27 protein-coding genes and 1 other RNA gene are annotated in these 23,161 nt (G+C 46.4%); 20 read left to right on the top strand and 8 right to left on the bottom strand.

Annotated features, from left to right (window positions below):
• Positions 1-33: 33 nt before the first annotated feature.
• On the bottom strand, positions 34-552 hold the full coding sequence (locus tag ACMXYN_RS16800) for a glycine cleavage system protein R (RefSeq protein ID WP_415882775.1): 519 nt from the start codon (positions 550-552) through the stop codon (positions 34-36).
• A gap of 53 nt (positions 553-605) precedes the next feature.
• On the opposite strand from ACMXYN_RS16800, the gene ACMXYN_RS16795 reads away from it, so the two are divergent.
• Positions 606-1,529 (top strand): AEC family transporter, encoded by a 924-nt coding sequence (locus tag ACMXYN_RS16795; RefSeq protein WP_415892779.1) that lies wholly within the window; start codon positions 606-608, stop codon positions 1,527-1,529.
• 180 nt (positions 1,530-1,709) lie between these two features.
• The gene (locus ACMXYN_RS16790; protein ID WP_415882773.1) at positions 1,710-1,835 is read left to right on the top strand and encodes a hypothetical protein; all 126 of its coding nucleotides are present in this window, start codon (positions 1,710-1,712) and stop codon (positions 1,833-1,835) included.
• 13 nt (positions 1,836-1,848) lie between these two features.
• Here the strand turns inward: ACMXYN_RS16790 and ACMXYN_RS16785 are convergent, their stop codons facing one another.
• From ACMXYN_RS16785 to ACMXYN_RS16770, 4 genes are all read right to left on the bottom strand, one after another.
• Positions 1,849-2,436, bottom strand: a complete 588-nt coding sequence (locus tag ACMXYN_RS16785; RefSeq protein ID WP_415892778.1) for a 5-formyltetrahydrofolate cyclo-ligase — start codon at positions 2,434-2,436, stop codon at positions 1,849-1,851.
• Positions 2,437-2,445: 9 nt separating this feature from the next.
• A non-coding RNA gene (gene ssrS, locus ACMXYN_RS16780) (6S RNA) lies at positions 2,446-2,626 on the bottom strand.
• Between the two features lie 126 nt (positions 2,627-2,752).
• A complete protein-coding gene (locus tag ACMXYN_RS16775) occupies positions 2,753-3,070 on the bottom strand; it encodes a cell division protein ZapA (RefSeq protein WP_415882771.1) in 318 nt (105 codons plus the stop codon).
• Entirely contained in the window at positions 3,067-3,276 is a 210-nt protein-coding gene (locus ACMXYN_RS16770; RefSeq protein ID WP_415882770.1) for a TIGR02449 family protein, read from the bottom strand. Before ACMXYN_RS16770 ends, ACMXYN_RS16775 begins: the two co-directional genes overlap by 4 nt.
• A gap of 135 nt (positions 3,277-3,411) precedes the next feature.
• Here ACMXYN_RS16770 and ACMXYN_RS16765 point away from each other — a divergent pair, with 135 nt between their 5' ends.
• The 11 genes from ACMXYN_RS16765 to ACMXYN_RS16715 all read left to right on the top strand — a co-directional run bounded on the left by ACMXYN_RS16765 (position 3,412) and on the right by ACMXYN_RS16715 (position 13,834).
• Entirely contained in the window at positions 3,412-4,023 is a 612-nt protein-coding gene (locus tag ACMXYN_RS16765; RefSeq protein ID WP_415886159.1) for a UPF0149 family protein, read from the top strand.
• The gene (gene pepP / locus ACMXYN_RS16760; RefSeq protein ID WP_415892777.1) at positions 4,023-5,339 is read left to right on the top strand and encodes a Xaa-Pro aminopeptidase; all 1,317 of its coding nucleotides are present in this window, start codon (positions 4,023-4,025) and stop codon (positions 5,337-5,339) included. Before ACMXYN_RS16765 ends, pepP begins: the two co-directional genes overlap by 1 nt.
• Positions 5,336-6,583 (top strand): 2-octaprenyl-6-methoxyphenyl hydroxylase, encoded by a 1,248-nt coding sequence (gene ubiH / locus ACMXYN_RS16755; RefSeq protein WP_415892776.1) that lies wholly within the window; start codon positions 5,336-5,338, stop codon positions 6,581-6,583. The genes pepP and ubiH overlap by 4 nt, the downstream gene beginning before the upstream one ends.
• Positions 6,584-6,592: 9 nt before the next feature.
• Positions 6,593-7,873 carry a UbiH/UbiF/VisC/COQ6 family ubiquinone biosynthesis hydroxylase gene (locus tag ACMXYN_RS16750; RefSeq protein ID WP_415892775.1) on the top strand — a complete coding sequence of 427 codons (1,281 nt, stop codon included), beginning with the start codon at positions 6,593-6,595 and terminating at the stop codon, positions 7,871-7,873.
• A gap of 213 nt (positions 7,874-8,086) precedes the next feature.
• Entirely contained in the window at positions 8,087-9,199 is a 1,113-nt protein-coding gene (gene gcvT, locus ACMXYN_RS16745) for a glycine cleavage system aminomethyltransferase GcvT (protein ID WP_415886155.1), read from the top strand.
• 41 nt (positions 9,200-9,240) lie between these two features.
• The gene (gene gcvH / locus ACMXYN_RS16740) at positions 9,241-9,633 is read left to right on the top strand and encodes a glycine cleavage system protein GcvH (protein ID WP_415882764.1); all 393 of its coding nucleotides are present in this window, start codon (positions 9,241-9,243) and stop codon (positions 9,631-9,633) included.
• Between the two features lie 83 nt (positions 9,634-9,716).
• Positions 9,717-10,913, top strand: a complete 1,197-nt coding sequence (locus tag ACMXYN_RS16735) for a class I SAM-dependent rRNA methyltransferase (RefSeq protein WP_415892774.1) — start codon at positions 9,717-9,719, stop codon at positions 10,911-10,913.
• Between the two features lie 32 nt (positions 10,914-10,945).
• Complete coding sequence (locus ACMXYN_RS16730) at positions 10,946-11,983, top strand: NADP(H)-dependent aldo-keto reductase (RefSeq protein WP_415892773.1); 1,038 nt, start codon at positions 10,946-10,948, stop codon at positions 11,981-11,983.
• A 118-nt stretch (positions 11,984-12,101) separates the two neighbouring features.
• The gene (locus ACMXYN_RS16725; RefSeq protein ID WP_415892772.1) at positions 12,102-12,509 is read left to right on the top strand and encodes a CBS domain-containing protein; all 408 of its coding nucleotides are present in this window, start codon (positions 12,102-12,104) and stop codon (positions 12,507-12,509) included.
• 176 nt (positions 12,510-12,685) lie between these two features.
• Positions 12,686-13,591, top strand: coding sequence for a polyphosphate kinase 2 (gene ppk2 / locus ACMXYN_RS16720; protein ID WP_415892771.1), 906 nt, complete (start codon positions 12,686-12,688; stop codon positions 13,589-13,591).
• Positions 13,592-13,609: 18 nt separating this feature from the next.
• A complete protein-coding gene (locus ACMXYN_RS16715; RefSeq protein WP_415892770.1) occupies positions 13,610-13,834 on the top strand; it encodes a phosphatase in 225 nt (74 codons plus the stop codon).
• A 63-nt stretch (positions 13,835-13,897) separates the two neighbouring features.
• Here the strand turns inward: ACMXYN_RS16715 and ACMXYN_RS16710 are convergent, their stop codons facing one another.
• The gene (locus tag ACMXYN_RS16710) at positions 13,898-14,551 is read right to left on the bottom strand and encodes an HAD family hydrolase (RefSeq protein WP_415886149.1); all 654 of its coding nucleotides are present in this window, start codon (positions 14,549-14,551) and stop codon (positions 13,898-13,900) included.
• 136 nt (positions 14,552-14,687) lie between these two features.
• Here ACMXYN_RS16710 and ACMXYN_RS16705 point away from each other — a divergent pair, with 136 nt between their 5' ends.
• Positions 14,688-15,179: an RNA pyrophosphohydrolase gene (locus ACMXYN_RS16705; protein ID WP_415882757.1), complete on the top strand. Its 492-nt coding sequence runs from the start codon at positions 14,688-14,690 to the stop codon at positions 15,177-15,179.
• Positions 15,180-15,194: 15 nt separating this feature from the next.
• Complete coding sequence (ptsP, locus tag ACMXYN_RS16700; protein WP_415892769.1) at positions 15,195-17,468, top strand: phosphoenolpyruvate--protein phosphotransferase; 2,274 nt, start codon at positions 15,195-15,197, stop codon at positions 17,466-17,468.
• Between the two features lie 20 nt (positions 17,469-17,488).
• Here ptsP and ACMXYN_RS16695 read toward each other — a convergent pair whose 3' ends face one another.
• Entirely contained in the window at positions 17,489-18,259 is a 771-nt protein-coding gene (locus ACMXYN_RS16695) for an NRDE family protein (protein ID WP_415892768.1), read from the bottom strand.
• An 84-nt stretch (positions 18,260-18,343) separates the two neighbouring features.
• Here ACMXYN_RS16695 and ACMXYN_RS16690 point away from each other — a divergent pair, with 84 nt between their 5' ends.
• Together ACMXYN_RS16690 and lgt are read left to right on the top strand one after the other, a co-directional pair.
• Positions 18,344-19,144, top strand: coding sequence for a sulfite exporter TauE/SafE family protein (locus tag ACMXYN_RS16690; protein WP_415892767.1), 801 nt, complete (start codon positions 18,344-18,346; stop codon positions 19,142-19,144).
• A gap of 10 nt (positions 19,145-19,154) precedes the next feature.
• The gene (gene lgt / locus ACMXYN_RS16685) at positions 19,155-19,931 is read left to right on the top strand and encodes a prolipoprotein diacylglyceryl transferase (RefSeq protein ID WP_415892766.1); all 777 of its coding nucleotides are present in this window, start codon (positions 19,155-19,157) and stop codon (positions 19,929-19,931) included.
• A 51-nt stretch (positions 19,932-19,982) separates the two neighbouring features.
• On the opposite strand, the gene ACMXYN_RS16680 is transcribed toward lgt, so the two are convergent.
• Complete coding sequence (locus tag ACMXYN_RS16680) at positions 19,983-20,834, bottom strand: thymidylate synthase (RefSeq protein ID WP_415892765.1); 852 nt, start codon at positions 20,832-20,834, stop codon at positions 19,983-19,985.
• A 122-nt stretch (positions 20,835-20,956) separates the two neighbouring features.
• On the opposite strand from ACMXYN_RS16680, the gene folA reads away from it, so the two are divergent.
• Genes folA through ACMXYN_RS16665 form a run of 3 tightly spaced genes read left to right on the top strand, consistent with a single transcriptional unit; the run spans position 20,957 to position 23,160 of the window.
• Positions 20,957-21,460, top strand: coding sequence for a type 3 dihydrofolate reductase (folA, locus tag ACMXYN_RS16675; protein WP_415892764.1), 504 nt, complete (start codon positions 20,957-20,959; stop codon positions 21,458-21,460).
• Between the two features lie 15 nt (positions 21,461-21,475).
• Positions 21,476-22,450 carry a bifunctional biotin--[acetyl-CoA-carboxylase] ligase/biotin operon repressor BirA gene (gene birA, locus ACMXYN_RS16670; RefSeq protein ID WP_415892763.1) on the top strand — a complete coding sequence of 325 codons (975 nt, stop codon included), beginning with the start codon at positions 21,476-21,478 and terminating at the stop codon, positions 22,448-22,450.
• Positions 22,447-23,160: a type III pantothenate kinase gene (locus ACMXYN_RS16665; protein WP_415892762.1), complete on the top strand. Its 714-nt coding sequence runs from the start codon at positions 22,447-22,449 to the stop codon at positions 23,158-23,160. Before birA ends, ACMXYN_RS16665 begins: the two co-directional genes overlap by 4 nt.
• Position 23,161: the final 1 nt, after the last annotated feature.

Raw genomic sequence — 23,161 nt, 5'->3', positions numbered from 1 at the left:
GTAAGCGCGTTTTTTGTTTCTATGCTTTATGGCTTATTTATCTAAGCTGATATCAACCATTAGATCGCTGGCAATATTTTCTAAATCCTGTTGCAGCTCATCTAAGTCTAGGTCGCTGGATGCGAGTAACTCAGCTTCTGCTTTGAACAACAGTTCGGCCGACATAGAACCAGATACTAGTTCGGTGTTTAGACGCTCTACATTCACGTGACGCTTAGCCAGTGCACTAGAAATATCGCGAACGATACCTGGTTTGTCATGGCCAACCAGCTCAAGCTTAAAGTGTTGAGATGCGCCAGTGACTTCTGGTGCTGATGATTGCTCAACTGTTACCTTCAAGCCTTGAGCATCTAGCGCTGTTAGCGCTGCAGTTAATGAAGCTGCTTTATCTTCAGGAACTTCGGTGATTAGAATGCCGGCAAACTTTCCAGCTAATCTGGACATGCCTGATTCAAGCCAGTTGCCGCCATTTTCAGTAATGGTTTGCGCTAGCATTTCGACCAGACCTGGTTTATCAGGACCGATGACGGTTAAGACAAGAGATGTCATCATTGTAGGCTCCACTCTGTACATCATTATTAACTTTATAAGATCACTATAACACTATGATCGAAATTATCAGTGCTCTATGGCCGGTATTTGCACTTATTTTACTAGGCTATGCGGCGAGAAAGAGCGGATTCCTAACCGATGACTTTTGGGGACAGGCGGAAAAGGCGACTTACTTTGTACTGTTTCCTATCTTGCTGGTGTCCCGTTTAGCAAGTACCGATATGACTGCTGTGCCTCTGGATCAGGTAGGGTTGGCTGTTGTGTTGCTGGTTTTGGGTGGTAGTTTGTTGGTCTTTTTGGCGAAACCGTTCTTGAGGGTCGATGCAGCGGGCATTACCTCCATTTATCAGGGTGGAGTTCGTTTCAATGTTTATGTGGGCTTAGCTGCTTCGGCAACCTTGTTTGGTCCTCAAGGGGTAGTGGTCGGTGCAGTGGTCATGGCGCTCATGATCCCCTTGCTGAATTTCTGCTGTGTGCTGGTCTTTTCCTACTTTACCCGTAGCACTCAAGATTTTAAGAGTGTGCTGTTAGCGTTGTTAAAGAATCCACTTATTGTCGGTAGCTTGTGTGGTTTGTTGCTAAATCAGACAGGGGTAGGTTTCCCGAATCTGCTGATGCCTATCGCTGAATTCCTAGGTCGTATGGCTCTGCCTTTAGGGCTGTTATCTGTCGGAGCAGGACTGAGTTTTAAGGTCCTAATGAAAAGTGGCCAAGCGCTTTGTGCAACCTCGTTGATCAAACTGTTAGTAATGCCATTATTGGCCTTTCTTATCTGTGTTGTATTGGGATTGCCAAATGCTGAAATTATCTGGTTGTACGCGGCCTTACCAACGGCTGCATCCTCTTATATTCTGGCGCGTCAGCTTGGTGGGGATGTGCAAATGATGGCTGCCATTATCACCGGACAGACACTTTTCTCGATGTTAACCATACCTTTTATGATGATTTTTCTTAATTTTCTGCAAAAAAGTTTATAAATCAGTAGGTAATTGGCTCTTTTTACAATTCTGGATTAAAATAATTATGTAACTGGCCGATAGTTTTATTGCCCCATGATTTATAAGGGGTTGCAAAAAACTGTATTTATGAAAAACTACGGCCGGGCATTAAGTAAACGAGCGTTTGTTTAATGTGTGGTAAACCTTATAGGCAGAATAATGAAAAAAGGTCCTGATCTGGTTCTAATCTTGGTAGTCGTGTTTGTACTAGGGTCTGTAATGACCGGCGTATCACATGCAGATTTCCAGTTTGCTTCTCTGTTTGAGCAAGTCTTTAACAGCTAAGCTTTCAATTGCGTTATAGATAGCTCCTGCTATCAGTAACAATCGATGTTAGAGGGATATCCCAGCTCTCTACAGGTAACTCTTCTACTCTCTGAATTTCATGTGCCAGCCCGATAAGGCTTGGTCCTTTCATGCTTTTCTTCAGATTTTTAAAGCCGAATGTGCGGTCATAGTATCCGCCGCCCATGCCCATTCGATTGCCTTTTGCATCGAAGGCGACTAGAGGTAACAAGACTAAATCAATTGCCCAAGCGGCTCTGCGTTTGTGCGGCTGTAATTTGGGCTCTCGGATACCGTAGATATTCTTAATCATCGGTGTTTGGTTTGTGTACGGCGTAAACCATAGGCGATTATGAAGAATAGGGTGCAATACAGGTAGGTAGACTTCCTTACCTAATTTCCAGCAGTAGTGAATCAACGGTTCAGGGTTTATCTCGCCATCGTTAGGTAGGTAGATGGCGATACTCTTAGCGCGCCTGAAATCTAAGCGGGTGCGGATATTCTTTAGTAAACCTTGTGCGGCTTGTTCCTGTTGTAGAGGAGTTAAAGAGCGTCTGAGTTGACGAATCCGCTGGCGGAGTTGTTTGCGTTGTTGAGTCATTGTGAAATGAAGATCCCCAAGGTGCCGGTGTCGGATATGGCCCTGAACCCGAAGGTTCAAGGAGGTGGTTACTGAGTATCATTAGGCTTTCCGGTAAATCGGACATGCACACCAGAAACTACGAGCAACCCCCAAAAGTGTGATTATCGGCTCGAGGGACGTAACCAACGGTCGAACACCCCAGGGCATGTTTTTATTATACCCTTTATGATGCCGGTGTCAGGACTTGTAATAAAAATATTTTCTGCTAGGCGGTGCTGTAACTGGCTGTTAAATATACACTTTTCTTAAGTTGAAAAGTTTTCAAGGACAGTGGTTAACTGTCCGAATCAGCAGTTTGTGTTTCGTTGATTAACGCTTGATCAATTTTGTTGCCAAGGTGGCGTAGGCGTTCTTCAATATTGCTGGTGTTCGCTTGCTTGGATTGCAATAACTCATGAGCCAAGTTGAGCGCTGCCATCACCGCTATCCGCTCAAGCCCTAACACTTTGCCTGTTTTTCGGATCTCTAACATTTTCTCATTAAGAAAATCTGCGGAAGCTAATAATTCAGCTTCTGCGTCAGCCGGACAGTTAAAATTAAACTCTTTGTCTAGCAGAGTAATAGTGACAGGTTGGGATTCTGGCTGGCTCATTTGTTTTGCTCCAACGCTTTAAGTCGCATGATCATCGCTTGAATTTTGGATTGCGTTTGTTCGTTGAGCTGTACTAGTTGAGCACGCTCCTCTTTAAGCTGTTGTTCACGGGCGCGCAGCTGAATATTTTCCTGATTTAGTTGTTCGCAGCGTTCCAGAAGTTGATCGATTTTCTGTTCCAGCGCGTTAAAGTAATGCTCAGTCATGCAGAAAGAATGCCCCTAAAGCTAAATTATTCTCAGCAGGACTATAATCAGCCCCTGTCTGTGGGTCAATGACGCTGCACAGGAAGTGTTGAAATGCTAGGATTAACAGCACGATATTATTGATGGATTCGATTCATGTCTTTAGAAAATGTACCTGTAGATCTACCCGATTTTGAACTTATCGCAAATATGTTTGTAGAGGAGGGGGTGAGAGCTGTTTCACCTTCAGAACTCCACGGAGTTATCTCGGGACATTTAGCTGCGGGTGCACGTTTAAAACCAGCGGCGTTGGAGAAAATTGTTAATGAATTGCTCGATATCGAGTCACTCTCCCAAGACAGCAGTAAGTCTGTGGTGACGAATCTTTACACCGCTACGCTTGGCTGTATGGAAAGTATGGATCTGGAGTTCGATATGGTGCTTCCAGATGATGAGGATGAGATCTCTATGCGTGCTGAATCGCTAGGGCGTTGGTGTCAGAGCTTCCTAAGTGGATTCGGTCTCTATGGTAAACATACAGATGCCAGCTTATCGCCTGAAGCGAAAGAGACGCTCAATGACCTTGGGCAGATCGCACAAATCTCTTCCGATCTGGAAGAGCTTGATGAAAACGAAGCTGATCTGATGGAAGTTCAAGAATATGTGCGTATGGCTGTTTTGATGCTGTTTACCGAGTGTAATAAAGCGTTAGAAGAGAAAGAAAAAGAGTTTGCTAAAGCTAAGCCAGAAAACAACAGGTTGCATTAATGAAGATCGGTCTTGATCAGTTTGTCGCACGTCGTGCTGCGTTGATGGCGCAGATGTCACCGGGCAGTATCGCGATTATTCCTTCTGCGCAGATGAAGCAGCGCAATAGCGATGTTGAATATCCATTTCGTCAGGATAGCAACTTTTACTATTTAACAGGTTTTAACGAGCCGGATGCTGTGTTGCTATTGATGCCGGGTCGTACAGATGGTGAATCGGTGCTGTTTTGTCGTAATCGTGACAAACTGATGGAGATCTGGAATGGCTATCGAGCAGGGCCTGAAGGCGCTGTTAATGACTTTGGCATGGATGAGGCCCATGCCATCGATGAAGTCGACGATATCCTGCCGGGCCTGTTAAATGGCGTATCTCGAATCTATTACTCCATTGGTAAAGACGAAGAGCTGGATCAACGCGTTCGACACTGGCTAAACCTGATCCGCGCAAAAGTGCGCCAAGGGGCAGTAGCACCTTCAGAATTGGTGATGCTGGATTGCCTGTTACATGAGATGCGCTTGATCAAAGGCGATGCAGAAAAAGAGATGATGCGTCGTGCCGGTGAGATCTCTGCGCAGGGGCACGTTAAGGCGATGCAACTGTGTAAACCGGGTGTGATGGAATATCAGTTAGAAGCGGAGATTTTGCACCACTTCGCGATGAATGGCGCACGCCAGCCAGCGTACTCGACTATCGTGGGTGGCGGAGCAAATGCTTGTGTGCTGCATTACATCGAAAACAGCGAACCGCTCAACGACGGTGATCTGGTGTTAATCGATGCCGGGTGTGAGCTAGATCATTATGCCGGCGATATTACGCGTACTTTTCCTGTAAATGGTCGCTTTAGTCCAGAACAAGCGGCAATATACGAACTGGTTTTGAAAGCACAGAAAGCTTGTATTGAATTCGCGAAACCGGGTGTTTTGTGGGAAGCCGTACACGAAAAATCGGTAGAAGTGTTAACTGCAGGACTGATTGAGTTAGGTTTGCTATCGGGGACGCTGAGTGAAGAGATCTCAGCGGGTCGCTACCGTGATTTTTACATGCACCGTATTGGTCATTGGTTAGGTATGGATGTGCATGATGTTGGCGATTACAAAGTCGATGGCGAATGGCGTCCGTTAGAGCCGGGTATGGTGATGACGGTTGAGCCAGGTATCTATATCGCTGCGGACAACGAAAATGTTGAACCTCGTTGGCGCGGTATTGGTGTGCGTATTGAAGATGATATCTTGATCACTGCAGAGGGTAATGAAAATCTCACTGCAGCTGTGCCGAAAGAAATTGCAGAAATTGAAGCGTTAATGGCAGCAAAATGAAACAGCACTATGACATCGTGGTGATCGGTGGCGGCATGGTGGGCGCGAGCTTAGCTTGTGCTCTTCTGCCAGCGAGTGAACAGCTTGATCTGAATATCGCCGTAATTGAAGCCTTTCCTATGCCTGAGAAAAGCGCACTGGAGTATCAGCCGAGTTATGATTCCAGAGCGACGGCATTGGCTTATGGAAGCCGCTCTATCTACGAAGTCATGGGTATTTGGTCAACGCTAAAAACGCATTTAGCACCCATCAAACATATTCACGTTTCAGATAAAGGTCATTTTGGTGTGACGCGTCTGCATGCAGAGCAGGAAAGAGTGCCTGCTCTGGGCTATGTGGTCGAAAACCAATGGCTTGGACGTGTCCTGCTAGATCGTTTACAGCAGAATGATGCGAATCGCATTGATTTTATCTGCCCTGCCGAAGTGAAAGATGTTCAGTATGGCTCTGACCAGATGGGCGTCACCCTAGAAAAGGAGGGTGAGACGCATCAGTTAACGACTGAATTAGTTGTGATGGCTGATGGTGGCCGTTCCTCATTGCGTGAAGGGATGGGCATGAACTACAGCGAAACAACCTACGAGCAACATGCTGTCATAGCCAACGTCAGCTTAGACCGCTCACACAACGATATTGCTTATGAGCGTTTTACCGATACGGGCCCTATGGCGCTGCTACCGCTGGAAGAGCAAAATGGTGAGCATCGTTGTGGTCTAGTTTGGACAGTGCCTAATGATCAAGTCGATGAAGTGATGGCGCTTGACGAAGCTGAGTTTATAGCGCGTCTACACGAACGCTTTGGTCATCGCGCAGGTAATTTTGTCAAAGTGGGTGAACGACATACCTATCCTCTAAAACTGGTTTTAGCACAGGAGCAGGTGCGTCAGGGTTTAGTGGTGTTAGGTAACGCTGCGCATGCTTTGCACCCAATTGCCGGGCAAGGATACAACTTGGCGTTACGTGGTGTTGTCGCTTTGGCTGATCACCTAATTCAAGCCCGTAAGGTAGGTGGCAATCTAGGTGATTTAAACGTGCTTCAGGATTTCTACGAACAGCAACGACAAGATCAGCAGCGCACAATTGGGCTGAGCGATCAGACTATGAAGCTGTTTTCTAATAATAATATTCTGCTTGCAGCCGGCCGTAACCTAGGCCTGCAACTATTAGATATTTGTCCGCCTGCTAGAACCGTTTTTGCCCGTGGTGCCATGGGCTTAGATATGCCCGCTCCAGACCTGAAATAGAGATAGATCATGCCAGAAAATACACAGGCGCAAGTGCTTAATTCAGATGTAGTGATTGTTGGAGCCGGCATGGTGGGAGTTACTCTTGCTGCGGCTTTGGCGGATGCCGATATTAAAGTAACGCTTTTAGAACAGCGCGAAGGCGATATCAGTGGTTTCTCTGAGTTTGTTAAAGGCGCTCAAGCTAAGGGCTATGACCCTCGTGTCAGTGCGCTCACCTGTGCCTCACAGCAGATCTTAACGTCTGTAGGTGCTTGGAAGTATATGCAGGATTATCGTCTAAGCCCTTACACCGAGATGGATGTTTGGGATGGCGAAGGGACTGGGCATATTCACTTCTCAGCGCGAGAACTGCATGAACCGGCTCTAGGTCATATTGTAGAAAACCGTGTGACACTGGCGGGTTTGTATCAGGTTCTTCTAGAAACACCTTCAGTAGAACTGATTACCGGCGTGACTGTGACGGAGCTATCTCCCCAGTCTGATCAAGGTCGTGCGGTGAAATTGAGTGATGGTCGTATCATTCAAGCGGATTTAGTGGTTGCAGCGGATGGCGCGTTATCAAAAACACGTCAACACGCGGGCCTACCTATGGTGGAATGGGATTATGGTCATCATGCCATTGTGACCACCGTTAAAACCGAGCAGCTTCACCAAGCGACCGCTTGGCAGCGTTTTACCGAAGATGGGCCGCTGGCATTGTTACCTTTGAGTAACGAAGAGGGCGATTACTACTGCTCGATTGTTTGGTCGACATCGCCAGAACATGCCAACGAATTGATGGCATTACCCGATGAAGCGTTTTGCCAGCAATTAGGTCGTGCATTTGAGAGCCGTTTAGGGGAAATAGAATGGTGCGATCAACGCAGCGTTTTTCCGTTACGTCAGCGTCATGCTCAGCATTATATTCAACCTGGCTTTGCTGCGATTGGGGATGCGGCACATACCATCCATCCTCTGGCGGGTCAGGGTGTGAACTTAGGTTTGCTGGATGCTGCTCAGTTAGCTGAAACGTTGATGGAAGCTTCACGTCGAGGTGAGCCTTTAGGCGCTCAATCAGTGTTACGCAGATTCCAGCGCGAACGCCGCAATGACAATATTCAGATGTCTTTAGCTATGGAAAGCTTTAAACGTTTATTTAATACCAGACAGCCTTTAGCTTGCTTGGCGCGCAATATGGGCATGAACTTATTGGATAAACTATCTCCAGTTAAAAATCATATTGTGATGGATGCGATGGGGTTATCTGGTCGTTTGCCACAATTGGCGCAGAGAAACATTCAAGAATAATCGACTTGGATAATCTGATCCGACCATAGTCGCAACCCTAGTTTGTCGTTCAAAGATTGAACTGTGAAGAGAATCCCTATAAATTGTCTTCCCTTTTTTTGTTTTTCAGGTCAATTGATTCGCTCTTGAGCTGAAAAGCAGTTGTTAAAGCCTAGCAAGACCTGTTTATGACGATAACAAGGCCTAAGCTAGCCCCTGATAAGAGTTAATAATATGGGTAGCAAAACTGCATTGTACGAAAAGCACCAAGAGATGGGTGCTAAGCTAGTCGACTTCGGTGGTTGGGATATGCCAATCCACTATGGTTCTCAGGTGGATGAGCATCACAAGGTTCGACAAGCTGCTGGTATGTTTGATGTCTCCCACATGACGGTTGTAGACGTTACCGGCACAGACGCTAAAGAGTATTTACGTTACCTGCTAGCAAACGATGTTGCTAAGTTGCAGGAAAAAGGTAAGGCGATGTACAGCGGCATGCTGAATGAAGATGCTGGTGTAATTGATGATCTTATTGTCTACCTAATGACAGAGCCAGGTGTTGCTGGCGAGTGGTTCCGTGTTGTTGTGAACTGTGCAACACGCGAAAAAGATTTACGTTGGATGTCTGACCAGACAGCTAGCTTTGATGACGTTGCCCTAACAGAGCAGCCAGAATTGGCGATGGTGGCCGTGCAAGGTCCAGACGCATTAGCGTTGGCTAAACAAGCTGTAACTGAGTCTCGCGCTAACTTGATCGATCAGTTAAGTGTTTTCCAAGGTTTAGAGTCAGAAGGCTGGTTTATTGCGAGAACTGGCTATACTGGTGAAGACGGTTTAGAAGTGATGCTGCCTGAAGATGAGGTAGCAGATTTCTGGCAGGCACTCGCGGATGCTGGCGTTGCTCCGTGTGGGCTAGGGGCGCGTGACACTTTGCGTTTAGAGGCGGGTATGAACCTATATGGCGCAGATATGGATGAAACCATTTCTCCACTTGCGGCTAATATGGGTTGGACGATCGCTTGGGAACCGCAAGAGCGTGTATTTATCGGTCGCGAAGCACTACAACAGCAGCGTGATGCAGGTGTGAGCCATAAGCTTGTAGGTCTAGTGATGGAAGCGCGTGGTGTATTACGTGCGCATCAGAAGGTTGTAGTAGACGGCATTGGCGAAGGCGAGATTACCAGTGGTACATTCTCTCCGACGTTGGGTTGTTCGATCGCTATGGCGCGTGTGCCTGTGGGCACAACGGATACAGCTGAAGTGGATCTGCGTGGTAAAGGCAAGTTGGTGTCTGTACGTGTAATTCGTCCTTCTTTTGTCCGTAACGGCAAAAAAGTTTTTGACTAAGAATTCGATTTAAACAGGACCCATAGGGGTAGGAAATAAACATGAGTAACATTCCATCTGAACTGAAATACGTTGCTAGTCACGAGTGGATCCGCGTTGAAGGTGATGGCACCGTTGTCATCGGTGTAACAGATCACGCGCAAGACCTTTTGGGTGACGTAGTTTTCGTTGAGCTGCCAGAAGTCGGTGCTGAAGTAGAATCAGGTGATGAAACAGGTGTTGTTGAGTCTGTTAAAGCTGCATCTGATGTATACGCACCGCTAAGTGGTGAAGTTGTAGCCGTTAACGAAGATCTGGAAGACTCTCCAGAGCTAGTTAACTCTGACCCATACGGTGATGGTTGGTTCTTCAAGTTGAAGCTAAGCGACGCCGATGAGTTGAACGAACTACTAAGCGCAGAAGCTTACAACGATCTGTGCGAATCTGAAGCTTAAGTCAGATTTAGGGCCTCGCCCTGAGAAATAAATACCTTGTCCCGGCTATATGCCGGGACAGTTGTCTGTAAAACAGGAAAAACATGTCACTGCAAACTCTAAAACTAAACAGTGGGGCTGAACGCAGGCTGCGTGGTGGTCACCTTTGGATCTACAGTAACGAAGTGGATAACCGCGTGACGCCGCTGAAGAGCTTTGAGCCGGGCCAGCAGGTTATTGTCGAAACTGACAAAGGCAAACCTTTAGGCGTTGCTTATGTAAACCCAAATACGTTGATTTGCGGTCGAATCGTCAGTCGTGATCTTAAATACACTTTGGATCGTTCCTTAATCATTCACCGTCTTAAAGTGGCGCTATCACTGCGTGAAAGCTGCTTTACTGATGATTGCTATCGTTTGGTGTTTGGTGACAGTGATGCTCTACCAGGTCTAGTGATTGATCGTTTCTACGATGTGTTTGTTGTACAGATCTCTACAGCCGGCATGGAAGCGGTGCTAGATGACATTATCGACGCATTGAACAAAGTGTTCACGCCGAAAGCGATTTTGCTGCGTAACGACGGCAAAATGCGCGATATGGAAGGCTTGGAAACCTACACAGAGATCATCCAGGGTGATATCCCAGAGCTGTGTCCGTTGATGGAAAACTCTGTACCACTGCTAGCGCCACTGCAGAAAGGCCAGAAAACTGGTTGGTTCTACGATCACCGTAATAACCGTGCTCAGATGCAAAAACATGTTGAAGGTAAGCGCGTACTGGATCTGTTTAGTTACGTAGGTGGCTGGGGCGCGCAGGCTTTGGCTGCTGGTGCTAATCAGGCGATCTGTGTCGATGCTTCCCACTTTGCTCTAGAAGTGGCTGCTGAGAACGCGCGTATCAACAATGCGTCTGATCGTTTCGAAGGCTTCCACGGCGATGCCTTTGATATTTGTAAGTCTCTGATTGCAGATAAAGAAAAATTTGATGTGGTTGTGTTGGATCCGCCTGCGTTTATTCAGAAGAAAAAGGATATTCGTAACGGTGAGCGTGCTTACTCCCGTATGAATAATTTCGCCATGCGTCTTCTGAAGAAAGACGGAATCTTAGTGTCTGCGTCATGCTCTATGCATCTTCAACGTGATCGCTTGATCGATATTATTCGTAGTAATAGCCGCGAATTGGATCGTAATGCTCAGATCTTTGATCAGGGGCATCAGGGTGCAGACCACCCGGTACATCCAGCGATTCCCGAAACGGATTACCTTAAATCATTCTTTGTCAGAGTTTTGCCATCGTCTTAACCTGACATCTGTTCCCAGATAGGAGCTTTACCATGCAATATCGTCAGCTAGGTAATACTGATCTCAATGTGAGTCTGATCTGTCTGGGAACTATGACCTTCGGTCGACAAAACACTGAGGTCGAAGCGTTTGAACAGCTGGATTATGCCTGGGCGCAAGGTGTCAATTTTCTTGATGCTGCTGAGATGTATCCAGTGCCTGTGGATGAGCGTTATCAGGGGCTAACAGAGACCTACATCGGTAACTGGATGAAGCAACGGAATAACCGCGATAAGGTGATCGTTGCAACAAAGGTTGCGGGGCCTGGAGATTTTGTCAGCTTTATCCGCCCTGATATGCATTTTGATCGCAAAAATATTCGTGAAGCGATCCAAGGCAGTTTAAAGCGTCTTCAAACCGATTATATCGACTTATACCAACTCCACTGGCCAGATCGCACCACTAATTTCTTTGGTAAGTTAGGCTATCAGCATGCTCCAGAAAACGATGGGGCAGCAATTTTGGAAACCCTAAACATTTTAAAAGAGCTGGTGGATGAAGGCTTGATTAGATATGTGGGCTTATCCAATGAAACGGCATGGGGAACCATGAAGTTTCTCGCTTATGCTGAGCAATTAGGCCTGCCACGAGTTGTTTCCGTACAGAATCCTTACAACTTGTTAAACCGGTCCTCCGAGGTCGGTTTAACCGAGGTTTTGATGCGTGAGCAGGTGTCTCTACTGCCGTATTCACCAATGGCATTTGGTACCTTGAGTGGCAAGTACCTTAATGGCGCTCAGCCTGAGAAAGGCCGTTTAACCCTGTTTCCTGATTACACTCGATATCTGAATGAACAAGGTATAAAAGCGACTGAAGAGTATGTATCGCTAGCGCGAGCGCATAATTTGGATCCAGCTCAGATGGCGTTGGCTTTTGTTAATAGTCGTGATTTTGTTGCCAGTAATATTATTGGCGCAACGACCATGGGGCAGCTGACAGCGAATATAGACTCCGTAAATCTTAACCTTGATGAGGGTTTGCTGACTGAGATTGAAGGGATTCATGTGCGGTATCCAAATCCGTGTCCGTAACATTGCGTAATTGATCAAAAAGGGGAGCTTTAACAGCTCCCCTTTTTTGTTGTGAATTTGTCATTTTCGAGTTCTTTGCCAGACTGTAATCAGCAAGATAAAACAGGTGGGTAGGGTTATGTTACAAGTAAAAGATGCAATGTTTCCTGTGAATAAGCCGCTAAGTGCAGATATGCCCCTAGTTGAGGCGGTTTCTCATATTCTAGATTCTGGGTATTTAGGCTTACCGGTTGTGGATAAGAACTTGAAGGTGGTTGGCTTTTTATCGGAGTTTGATTGTTTGCCCTATTTAGTTACCGACAGTTATCACTGTGATAGCCATGAGATTGTTGGCGATATTATGCGTACCGATCCACTTACGGTTGCACCGGGTTTGAGTATTGTCGATTTGGCTCAGCAGATGGGCTTGGATAAACCAAAAGTGTATGCAGTGGTTGAGCAGAATAAGCTAGTGGGTATCATCACGCGAAGCATGTTGATGCATGAGCTAAATGAGTCTTTGAAGCACTGTAAAGTGGTTGCTTAAGGGCTGTTATTTCGTGAAGGTTTAACCGAAAAGGACGGGGGATCATACCGAAGAATAATTATAGAGAGAACGTTAATTTTAAAAATTATATCGGTTGTTTGACCTATATCAGAAACTCCTGATGTAGTAGGCGCATAATCAGTAATACTGATTAACCAAACTAGAGAGGTAAGCCTATGAACCAGGAGTTACAGACCCCAGACGTTGATGTTCAAACTGCAGATGTGACCTTGCCACCGCAAGAAGAAATCTGCCCTACTGTACTGCTGGATCAGGAAGTTACTGATCTGTTTGAGTCCAGCGAATACCCTTACGATACAAAGATCTCCCGCAAAGAATACGAAAAGCGCAAAAAAGAGCTGCAGATAGAACTATTGAAGATGCAGAACTGGGTGCGCGAGACCGGGCAGCGTGTTGTTATCCTCTTTGAGGGGCGTGACGCAGCCGGTAAAGGTGGAACCATCAAACGTATTATGGAGCACCTCAATCCTCGTGGTGCCCGTGTTGTGGCTTTAGAAAAGCCGACCGAGCAAGAGAAAGGGCAGTGGTATTTCCAGCGTTATATCAATCACCTCCCTACGGCTGGCGAGATCGTGTTATTTGACCGTTCTTGGTACAACCGTGCTGGCGTAGAGAAAGTGATGAACTTCTGTTCGCCCTCTGAGTATTTGGAGTTTATGCGCCAGACCCCCGATCTGGAACGTATGCTGGCGCGAAGCGGCATCAAACTGTTTAAGTTCTGGTTCTCGGTAAGCCGTGACGAGCAGTTCCGACGTTTTCAGGCTCGTCGTGTAGATCCGTTGAAGCAATGGAAGCTTTCTCCAATCGATTTGGCCTCTTTAGATAAGTGGGATTCATATACAGAAGCCAAAGAATCGATGTTTTTCTATACCGATACAGCCGATGCACCTTGGACGGTGATTAAGTCTGACGATAAGAAACGGGCAAGGCTAAATGCAATGCGCCATCTACTTAGTCGTATGCCTTATCCGAATAAAAGTGAAGAGATTGATCTTCAGCCGGATCCGCAAATCGTCAGCAATGCCCAAGGGCAAATTGATCGTCACCCAGTGCATAAGTAAGAGTTAAGGAGTAAAACGATGACAATGAAACAAACTGCACATGCTCAACATGTTGTCTCGTCTTTTAAGGAGAGATTACCAACAGCAATGTGTAACGATATTGGTAAAGAGCATTTTGATGAGTTAGCGCTGTTGATTGAGTCGGCGATCAGTGCGGCTGTTTTGGCAGAGATGGAAAAGGCTGCTGATAAGATTGATAAGTTAGCTCACGATGTTCGCCATTTTGCAGAACACTTTGATTGAGTTTTAGCGGAAATAAAAAGAGAGGCTGTAGCCTCTCTTTTTTGTGCTGATAATTACACCCGATCAACGTAGATCAAGCACAGGCCAAAGGTTGGCGTTGGCATGATCTTCCAGCGTTTCATCTGGGTTTACCGCGACTGGATGAGTTACTTTTTCTAGCAACGGTAAGTCATTGTGGGAATCGCTATAGAAATAGCTGCCTTCCAAATTAAAGTCATTGTGCTTTAACCACTCATTCAGGCGCGTTACTTTGCCATCTTGGAAGCAAGGTATGCCCGCAACTTTACCGGTATATTCCCCGTCTATTTCTTCTGGGTCTGTTGCAATAATATCGTCTACACCAAGCTTGTCTGCGATAGGGCCTGTTACAAAGCGGTTGGTCGCTGTGATAATAAGCAAGTAATCACCTTGTTCGCGGTGGTTTTGCAGAAGCTCAGCGGCTTTGGGTAGCATAATTGGAATGATTTTAGATTCCATAAACTCTAAATGCAGTTTATCTAGCTCTGCACGTTGCATCTGCGCCAAAGGCTTTAGAGCAAAGGCAAGGAATTCAAAAATATCTAATCCGCCATTCTTATATTGCTCGTAAAAGTAGTCGTTTGCGCGACTATACTCATCGCTATCTACAATCCCTTTTTCGCACAAAAATTCGCCCCATGCGTGATCACTGTCACCGGCAAGAAGAGTATTGTCCAGATCAAAAATTGCTAAGCTCAAAAGAGGTTCCTCAACGAATAAGATAGTGTCGCAAGGATAGGGAGGATACGCTTTGAATGCAATTGTCTGAAAAGGGATTTGCTGAGTATCAAAGAATTATGGAACAATAGCTGAAAAATAATTAGGAATAACTAAAGTGATTGATTCAGATGGGTTCAGGCCGAATGTCGGTATCATTCTGGCTAACTCGCTGGGTCAGGTCCTTTGGGCAAGACGAATTGGTCAAGATGCTTGGCAGTTTCCGCAGGGGGGGATCAATGAGGATGAAACCCCTGAAGAAGCAATGTATCGCGAATTAAGAGAAGAGATTGGACTTGCTGCAGAAGATGTAGAGATTGTTGCAGTAACCCGAGGTTGGTTGAGATACCGATTGCCCAAACGAATGATCCGGCGCAATTCGCATCCGGTATGTGTTGGCCAGAAGCAAAAATGGTTTTTGCTACGGATGTTGAGCGCAGATAGTGCGGTAAAAATTGATCACACTGAATCGCCAGAGTTTGATGGTTGGCGTTGGGTGAGCTATTGGTATCCGCTAGGACAGGTTGTGTCATTTAAACGAGAGGTGTATCGCAAGGCAATGCGAGAATTATCACCTAAACTATCGAGATTTAATGCCATAAATACCTAGAAGGAGAGACACTGAATGCTGGATGTGTTGAAGAAGATTGTACAGGAAGTCAGTATCGCGCCAGATTTGGACTCGGTACTGAATCTGATTGTGCGTCGCATCCAGCGTGCTATGTCCACAGAGGTTTGCTCTGTTTATCTATTTGATCCCGAGGATCAATGTTATGTCTTGATGGCGACTGAAGGTCTCAATCAGGAAGCGGTGGGTAGCGTTCGTTTATCGGCCGAAGAAGGCTTGGTGGGTATGGTGGTAGATCGTGCCGAACCAATCAACCTTGAAAATGCCTCCGAGCATCCCGCCTACAAATATGTTGAGTCTACCGGTGAAGAGCGTTTTAACTCTTTCCTCGGCGTGCCTATTATCCATCACCGCGGTGTTTTAGGTGTCTTAGTTGTTCAGCAAAAAGCGCAGCGCCGTTTTGATGAGAGCGAAGAAGCTTTTCTCGTAACCTTATCTGCCCAGCTAGCTGGGGCTATTGCTCATGCTGAAGCTACCGGTTCTTTAGGTGCAATGGGCGAAGAGCCGAGCGGCGAAATCGTCAACTTGCGCTTTGAAGGTGTACCGGGTTCTGCGGGTGTTGCTATTGGTTCAGCTACCGTCGTTGCACCGCCGGCAGATCTAAACTCAGTTCCAGATAAAGTTGCCAAAGACGTTGAGCAGGAAATTGCTAACTTCGAAGCAGCATTAAAACTCGTTCGCCGAGATATCAAAGTTGTTGGCCGCAGTTTAGCCCAGCGTTTGCGTTCAGAAGAGCAGGCGCTATTTGATGTTTATCTGCGGATGTTGGATGACAATGCTCTGGCTGGCGAAGTTGTAGCGAGAATTCGCCAAGGTAACTGGGCACAAGGTGCACTGCGTGAAGTTGTCATGGAGCATGTGCGTCAGTTCTCTATGATGGATGATCCCTATCTGCGTGAACGTGCGACGGATATCAAAGATTTAGGTCGTCGAGTGCTCGCCTATCTGCAAGAAGATGCGCCTGCAGTACTCGAATTTACCGATGAAACAATACTAGTTGCTGATGAACTAACCCCGGCGATGCTTGGAGAAGTGCCGAGCGAGAAGTTGGTCGGTTTAGTTTCTGTGCATGGTTCTAGTAACTCACATGCTGCGATCCTTGCTCGTTCCATGGGCATTCCTACCATTATGGGCGCGGTTGATCTGCCTCTAACGCGTATTGATGGTCGAGAGCTGATTCTTGATGGTTATTCAGGTCGAATTTACGTACAGCCGGGAGAGGATCTTCTAACGGCATACAGAGATATCTTGCGTGGTGAGCAGGAGCAAGCAGCCGAACTTGAAGCGATCAAGGACCTGCCTGCGGAAACGACAGATGGTTTCCGAATGCCGTTATGGGTAAATACAGGTTTGATCGCCGATGTAGCGCGTTCACTTGATCGCGGTGCAGAAGGTATTGGGCTGTATCGAACCGAAGTGCCTTTCATGATCCGAGAATTCTTCCCGAGTGAGCAGGACCAAGCGCAGACTTATCGCAAGCAGCTTGAAGCATTCCACCCTCGTCCTGTGACAATGCGTACCTTGGATATCGGTGGAGATAAGTCTCTACCTTACTTCCCAATTGAAGAGGAAAACCCATTCTTGGGATGGCGTGGTATCCGAGTGACGCTGGATCATCCTGAGATCTTCCTTGTGCAAGTACGTGCCATGCTTAAAGCGGGTGAAGGTTACGGTAATCTACGTATTATGTTGCCGATGGTGACCAGCGTAGGCGAAGTAGAAGAAGCAAGTCGTCAGATCGATCGTGCAGTTAAAGAACTGCAAGATGAAGGGCATGATATTGAGCGTCCATTGGTGGGTGTGATGGTTGAGGTACCGGCTGCTGTTTATCAGGTACGCCGATTTGCCCGTCGTGTCGATTTTATCTCGGTAGGTTCCAACGACCTTACTCAGTATCTGCTTGCCGTAGACCGAAATAACCCTCGTGTGGCTGATCTGTATGTTAGCTACCACCCCGCTGTTCTGAGAGCGCTTGTTTTCATTGCGCGAGAAGCCCATAAAGAAAACGTTACAGTGTCTATCTGTGGTGAATTAGCGTCTGAGCCAGGTGGTGCTTTGCTGTTGATGGCGATGGGTTATGACGTGCTATCAATGAACGCGACCAATCTGCCTAAAGTAAAAGCCGCGATTCGCCAAGTGAGTAAGGAAGATGCGGGTCAGCTCCTGAAGGATGTGATGGCGATGGATGATGCTGATCGTATTCAGAAATTCATCAATGAGCGCCTCACTGAGTTGGGCATAGCGCTGCCAAAACAGCCGGTTGTTGTTTAGTCGGTTTTTTCTTGAGATAACTACCCTAAGACTGGCAAGGTAAGTTTATACTCACTTCTTTCTAACGGCCCGTTGTAGTCGTACCCTTGTTCGATAACGGTTGTGTAGCCATCGAGTCCTTGTAGTAGGAGTGTTATAGCACGAGTGCCGTACGTCTCTGATCGAATAAAACTAGAAGAGAGCAACCTTTCCCATTCAAAAGGTACGCCGGTGTCCGGCAGGCATTCGTCTGCGGCGTGTTGATCGTTAAGCATAATCTCAAACAAAACCTGCTCAGAAATAATCTCATTTTCGATTGTGTCTGATAGTGCCTGTTTTACTTGGGTAAGTTTTGGCCAAGGTGTGTCTAGAAGCGCATTACTCATTCCGTATACGCCTGGCTTTAATTGCTGTGTTTGGCCTCCGCGGTTCGAACAGTAGTACAGACCTGTTTGGTCCCCTGTAAGCAGATTAAAATCGCCGTATTGTGATTTCTCTTTCTCCAGTTGTGCTAAATAGTTTTTCGCATCGGTAGCGCCCATTAAAAAATTGGCTGTAAGCTCGCCGCGAGATTTTTTCGATTTGGTCATGTTGTTGCCATCACGAAAATTGGTAACGGCTGAGAACTTTCCTGCTTTATTTATGCCCAACCAAGTGCCCATCTGTTCTAGGTCTCTTCCGGCAAGCACATGAGACTGATCTGGCCAAAAATGCATTGCTTGGCTTGCTCTTTGATAAAACTCGTCGCGATTGGCGAGTAAAATCAGGGAGTATTTAGGGTGGGTCTTATATGCGAATGTTATTAAGCACATAGGTAATAGGCCATTAATTGGGTAATATAGCGATCGTTTTTATTGTAAGTGCAAATCGCACAAAGGCAGAGTAAAGGATAAAAGATGCTGATCACAATTCTTACCTACTTGATTCTAGGCGCAGCAGCAGGGGTTGTTGCCGGCTTATTTGGTATTGGTGGTGGTCTGTTGATCGTACCGGTATTGGTCTTTTGCTTTGAATTGCAGGGGATGGCGCCTAGCGTGTTAACCCATGCAGCGGTTGCCACATCTCTAGCGACCATAGTAGTGACTTCGATCAGTTCTACGATGGCACATAACAGCAAAGGTGCAGTCCGCTGGGATATTTTTAAGCCTTTAACGGCCGGTATTTTGTTAGGTGCATTTCTCGGCGTTAAAACTGCGGGACAAATGACCGGTGAATGGCTGCAAATTGCGTTGGGTAGCTTTGCTATTTTGGTTTCGATTCAGATGGCGTTGAACCTAAAGCCAGATGCAGGTGAAAAATCGGCGAGTACCAAATCTTTTGTTATCTCAGGTGGTGTGATTGGTTGGCTCTCCAGTATTTTTGGTATTGGTGGTGGAACCCTGACCGTGCCTTATCTCACTTGGGGGCGAGTTCAGATGCAGCAAGCTGTTGCTACATCGGCTGCCTGTGGCCTTCCGATTGCAGTAATGGCGGCCCTGACCAATGTTTGGGAGGGTTGGGGCAACGCTGATATGCCTGATTGGAGTGCAGGTTACGTCTACCTACCTGCATTTACGGGTATTGTTTTGACCAGTTCTTATTTTGCTAAGTTTGGTGCTAAATGGGCGCACAGCCTGTCGGGACCAGTTTTAAAACGGATTTTTGCAGTCTTTTTATTCTGTGTAGGACTGCGTTTCTTAATCAGTAACCTAGTTTAGGAGTAACGCTGTGTGGGTTCATGATATAAACCCGATTGCATTAGATCTCGGGCCATTGCAGATTCATTGGTATGGCTTGATGTACTTGATCGGCTTTGCCGCAGCTTGGTGGTTAGGTGTTAGACGAGCGCGTTTGCCGGGCTCTGGCTGGACTGAAGAGCAGATATCCGATCTGATCTTCTGGGGCGCTATGGGCGTGGTTTTAGGTGGTCGAATGGGTTACGTCCTGTTCTATCACCTTGATCGCTTCCTGCAAGATCCGCTGTGGTTGTTTGCTGTGTGGGAAGGTGGAATGTCTTTCCACGGAGGTTTGCTCGGTGTTATCGCAGCCATGTATCTGTTTGGTCGCAAACACGGTAAATCCCTATTTACTATGACTGACTTCGTGGCTCCTTTGGTACCGATTGGTTTAGGCGCAGGTCGTATTGGTAATTTTATTGGTGGTGAGCTTTGGGGGCGTGTTACGGATGGGCCTTGGGGTGTGGTATTTCCTCGCGGTGGTGATCTACCTCGCCATCCCTCCCAGCTTTATGAATTTGCACTAGAAGGGCTCGTGCTATTCGTGGTGCTTTGGTGGTTCTCATCTAAACCGCGACCGAAAATGGCTGTTTCTGGACTATTTCTTCTGCTCTATGGCTTGTTCCGATCTTTAGTGGAATTTGTACGTGAGCCAGATGCGCATCTTCAGTTTATCGCTTTTGAGTGGCTAACCATGGGTCAGTTGCTTTCTTTGCCGATGATACTGTTAGGGGTGTTCTTGGTTGGGCTTGCTTACAAACGCGGATGATATTGAGCATAAAAAAAGAGGCCAAATAGGCCTCTTTTTTTATTGTCTGATTTAAACCGAGAACGGGTACTGAATTGAGTCGTGGTGCTGATAACCTTCAACTTCAAAGTCATCAACGGTTACCCATGTTTCCAAATCTTCCAGTGTTTTGATATCTGGATTGATCTTAAAGGTCGGTAACGGTAACGGCTCACGTTTAAGCTGTACATCGCGCATTAACTCAACCTGGTCTTCGTAAATATGGGCGTTCACAATTTTGTGATAGGCCTTGCCCGGTTTGTGACCGGTGATCTGCGCTACGATTGCTAGCAAGAAGTACACCTGCACCATATTAAATGTCAGACCTAATGGCACATCGCAGCTTCGCTGAGTGCTGTTTAGGTAAAGTGTATCGCCTAATAGTGAGAAATGATGGCTATACATGCAAGGTCGTAAACAGCCCATGTGGAATGCGCCAGGGTGATAGAAGGTATAGATCTCACCACGGTCATCAATACCGTTTGATAGGTTATCCACAATTTTGCGTAATAGATCGATACTGCCGCCATCGGGTTTTGGGAAGTTTCTGCCTACTTTGCCGTAGATGAAGCCGCAATCATCTTCACCCTTGCGATATGGATTAGCTAGCCACTCAGCATTATCGTTGGCATTGGCATCCCATGTTTTGGTGCCAATCTTGCGAAAATCTGCTGCGTTATCATAACCGCGGAGATAGCCTAACATCTCTGCAATCGCTGATTTGTAAAAGCACTTGCGCGTAGTCACCATAGGGAACTGCCCTTGGCCGACGTCATAAGTTAAATCAGCATTAATGACGGTAAGGCAGCGTTTGCCTGTGCGTTTGTTTTCTACCCAAACGCCTTCATCGATAATTCTTTGGCACAGATCTAGGTATTGTCTCATTGGTTTGTGCTTAACCCTGTGTTTAAATTCAGTGAGATTATGTTACCGAATGTTAAGTATTTTTGGTAAGAATATAAAATGATGCTTAATATCTTAGCGATATAAGTCGATTAGGAGTTTCGATGAACTTAGCAATTATTGTTGCACAAGCTAAAAATCGAGTGATTGGCGTTAACAATAAGCTGCCATGGCACTTACCTGAAGATCTACGTTACTTTAAACAGGTAACTATGGGTAAGCCGATTATCATGGGGCGAAATACCTATGAATCTATAGGTCGCCCACTACCTGGGCGCACCAATATCGTTATCTCTAGGCAGGAATCTTATGCGCCTCAAGGTGTCAAAGTTGTTTCTAGCCTAGAAGCGGCTATTGATATGGCTGAAAGTGTAGCAATGATCGATGGTGCATCCGAGGCGATGGTCATTGGTGGCGGTCAGATTTATGCGCAAACGTTAGAGAAGGCTGACCGTTTATATCTGACAGAGGTTGATGCAGAAATAGAAGGGGATGCTTGGTTTCCTGAGTTTGCGCGAGAAAATTGGAAAGAAGTGGGTAGAGAAGATTTCTCTGCAGAAGGACCTAACCCATACAACTATAGCTTTATTGTTTTAGATAAAATTTAAAGAAGGCAAAGTAGTATGACGCTCCGTTCGTTGTTGTCTATTCTAGCTGATGGCAAATTCCACTCCGGTCGAGAATTGGGAGAGGAAATTGGAATCAGTCGTAGTGCGATCTGGAAACATATACGCCGTATCGAAGAAAGCGGTCTTGAAGTCTACAGTGTTAAAGGGCGAGGCTATCGTGTCCCGGGTGGTGTAGAGCTACTGGATTATGAGCAGATTAAATCTGCTTTACGCCCGGAGGTTGCTGAGCTAATTAAATGCCCAGAGATTCCGTTAACCATCGCCTCCACTAATGAGATGGCTATGAAGGAGTCTCAGCAGGGAGATTGCCATGGACGTTTGTTTGTTGCTGAACAGCAGACAGAAGGCCGTGGTCGACGGGGTCGCAACTGGGTGAGTCCCTTTGCTCGCAATCTTTATTTCTCGTTGGTATGGCGATTTGAACAGGGTGCGGCAGCACTAGAAGGTTTGAGTCTGTTGATAGGTCTGTCTCTTGTTAAAGCGTTGGAAGTGCTCTCGGTTGATGGGGTTGAGCTGAAATGGCCAAACGACCTGCTTTACCAAGGCAAAAAACTCGCAGGGATTTTGATTGAGTTAAATGGAGAGGCGTCAGGTCAATGCCAAGTGATTATTGGTGTTGGTATGAATGTGAATATGCCAAAGGAACAGGCGGAAGATATCGATCAGCCTTGGACCGATCTTAAAACTATTGCTGGTACTGAAGTAAGCCGTAATCGACTATTGGCCGAAGTTATTAATCAGCTGGTAGTAAGGCTTGAAGAGTTTGAGCGTAAGGGCTTTGCTGCATGGGTTGATGAATGGCAGTCCTATCATGCGATGCAGAATAAAGAGATCGCATTACAGGTTGGCGAGAAGGTAGTAGAGGGTATTTGTAACGGTATTGATACCTCCGGTGCACTGCTTCTACAGACGCCGTCTGGCGTGCAGGCTTTCCATGGCGGAGAAGTGAGTGTTCAGCGAAACTTATGATTCTTGAAATAGATGCTGGCAATACGTTTATAAAGTGGCGAGTGCTCGAAGAGAATGGTGCTCGAGGTAAGCTGTTAACGCGAGAATTGAGCGAGCAGTCAATTCCGGATAGCTGGCTACAAAAATTTTCAAAAATCAGAGTGACGTCAGTTGCAGGTAAAGAGATAAACCTGCAACTGAAGGTAATCTTTCAAGGGCTAGAGCAAGTCGAGCCTTTATTTGCTAAAACAACAGCAGAGCAAGCTGGATTAAAAAATAGCTATGTTGATCCGCAACGGATGGGGGTTGATCGTTGGTTGGCTATGTTGGCTGCCTTTAAAAAAGCGGGGGGCGCTTGTTGTGTGGTTGATTGTGGAAGTGCAATTACAGTCGATCACGTTGATAGCGCAGGCCAGCATATAGGTGGTCATATCATTCCAGGCCTCAGGTTGATGCAAAAAGGCCTGTTAGAAAATACATCTGAAATTCTTGTCGATCATTCAATTGAGTCTTTTAATCCTCAGCCGGGCAAAGATACAAATTCGGCCGTATCTAACGGAATTGATTTTGCGTTTGCTGCTTTAGCAGAAAAAATTGTAACGGATCTGAATATTGAGCATAGCGCGCTCTATATAACAGGCGGTGATGGCGAGCTTTTTTACAAAATGGCTGGATGCGGGCGCCTAGAGCCAGATTTGGTCTTAGATGGTTTGACTTGGGCGTTGGCTTAGT

The organism is Neptuniibacter sp. PT8_73 (assembly GCF_047778045.1).
Taxonomy (GTDB): domain Bacteria; phylum Pseudomonadota; class Gammaproteobacteria; order Pseudomonadales; family Balneatricaceae; genus Neptuniibacter.
Note: the sequence above shows the minus strand (reverse complement) of the source record. Positions and strands in the feature narration are given on the sequence as shown.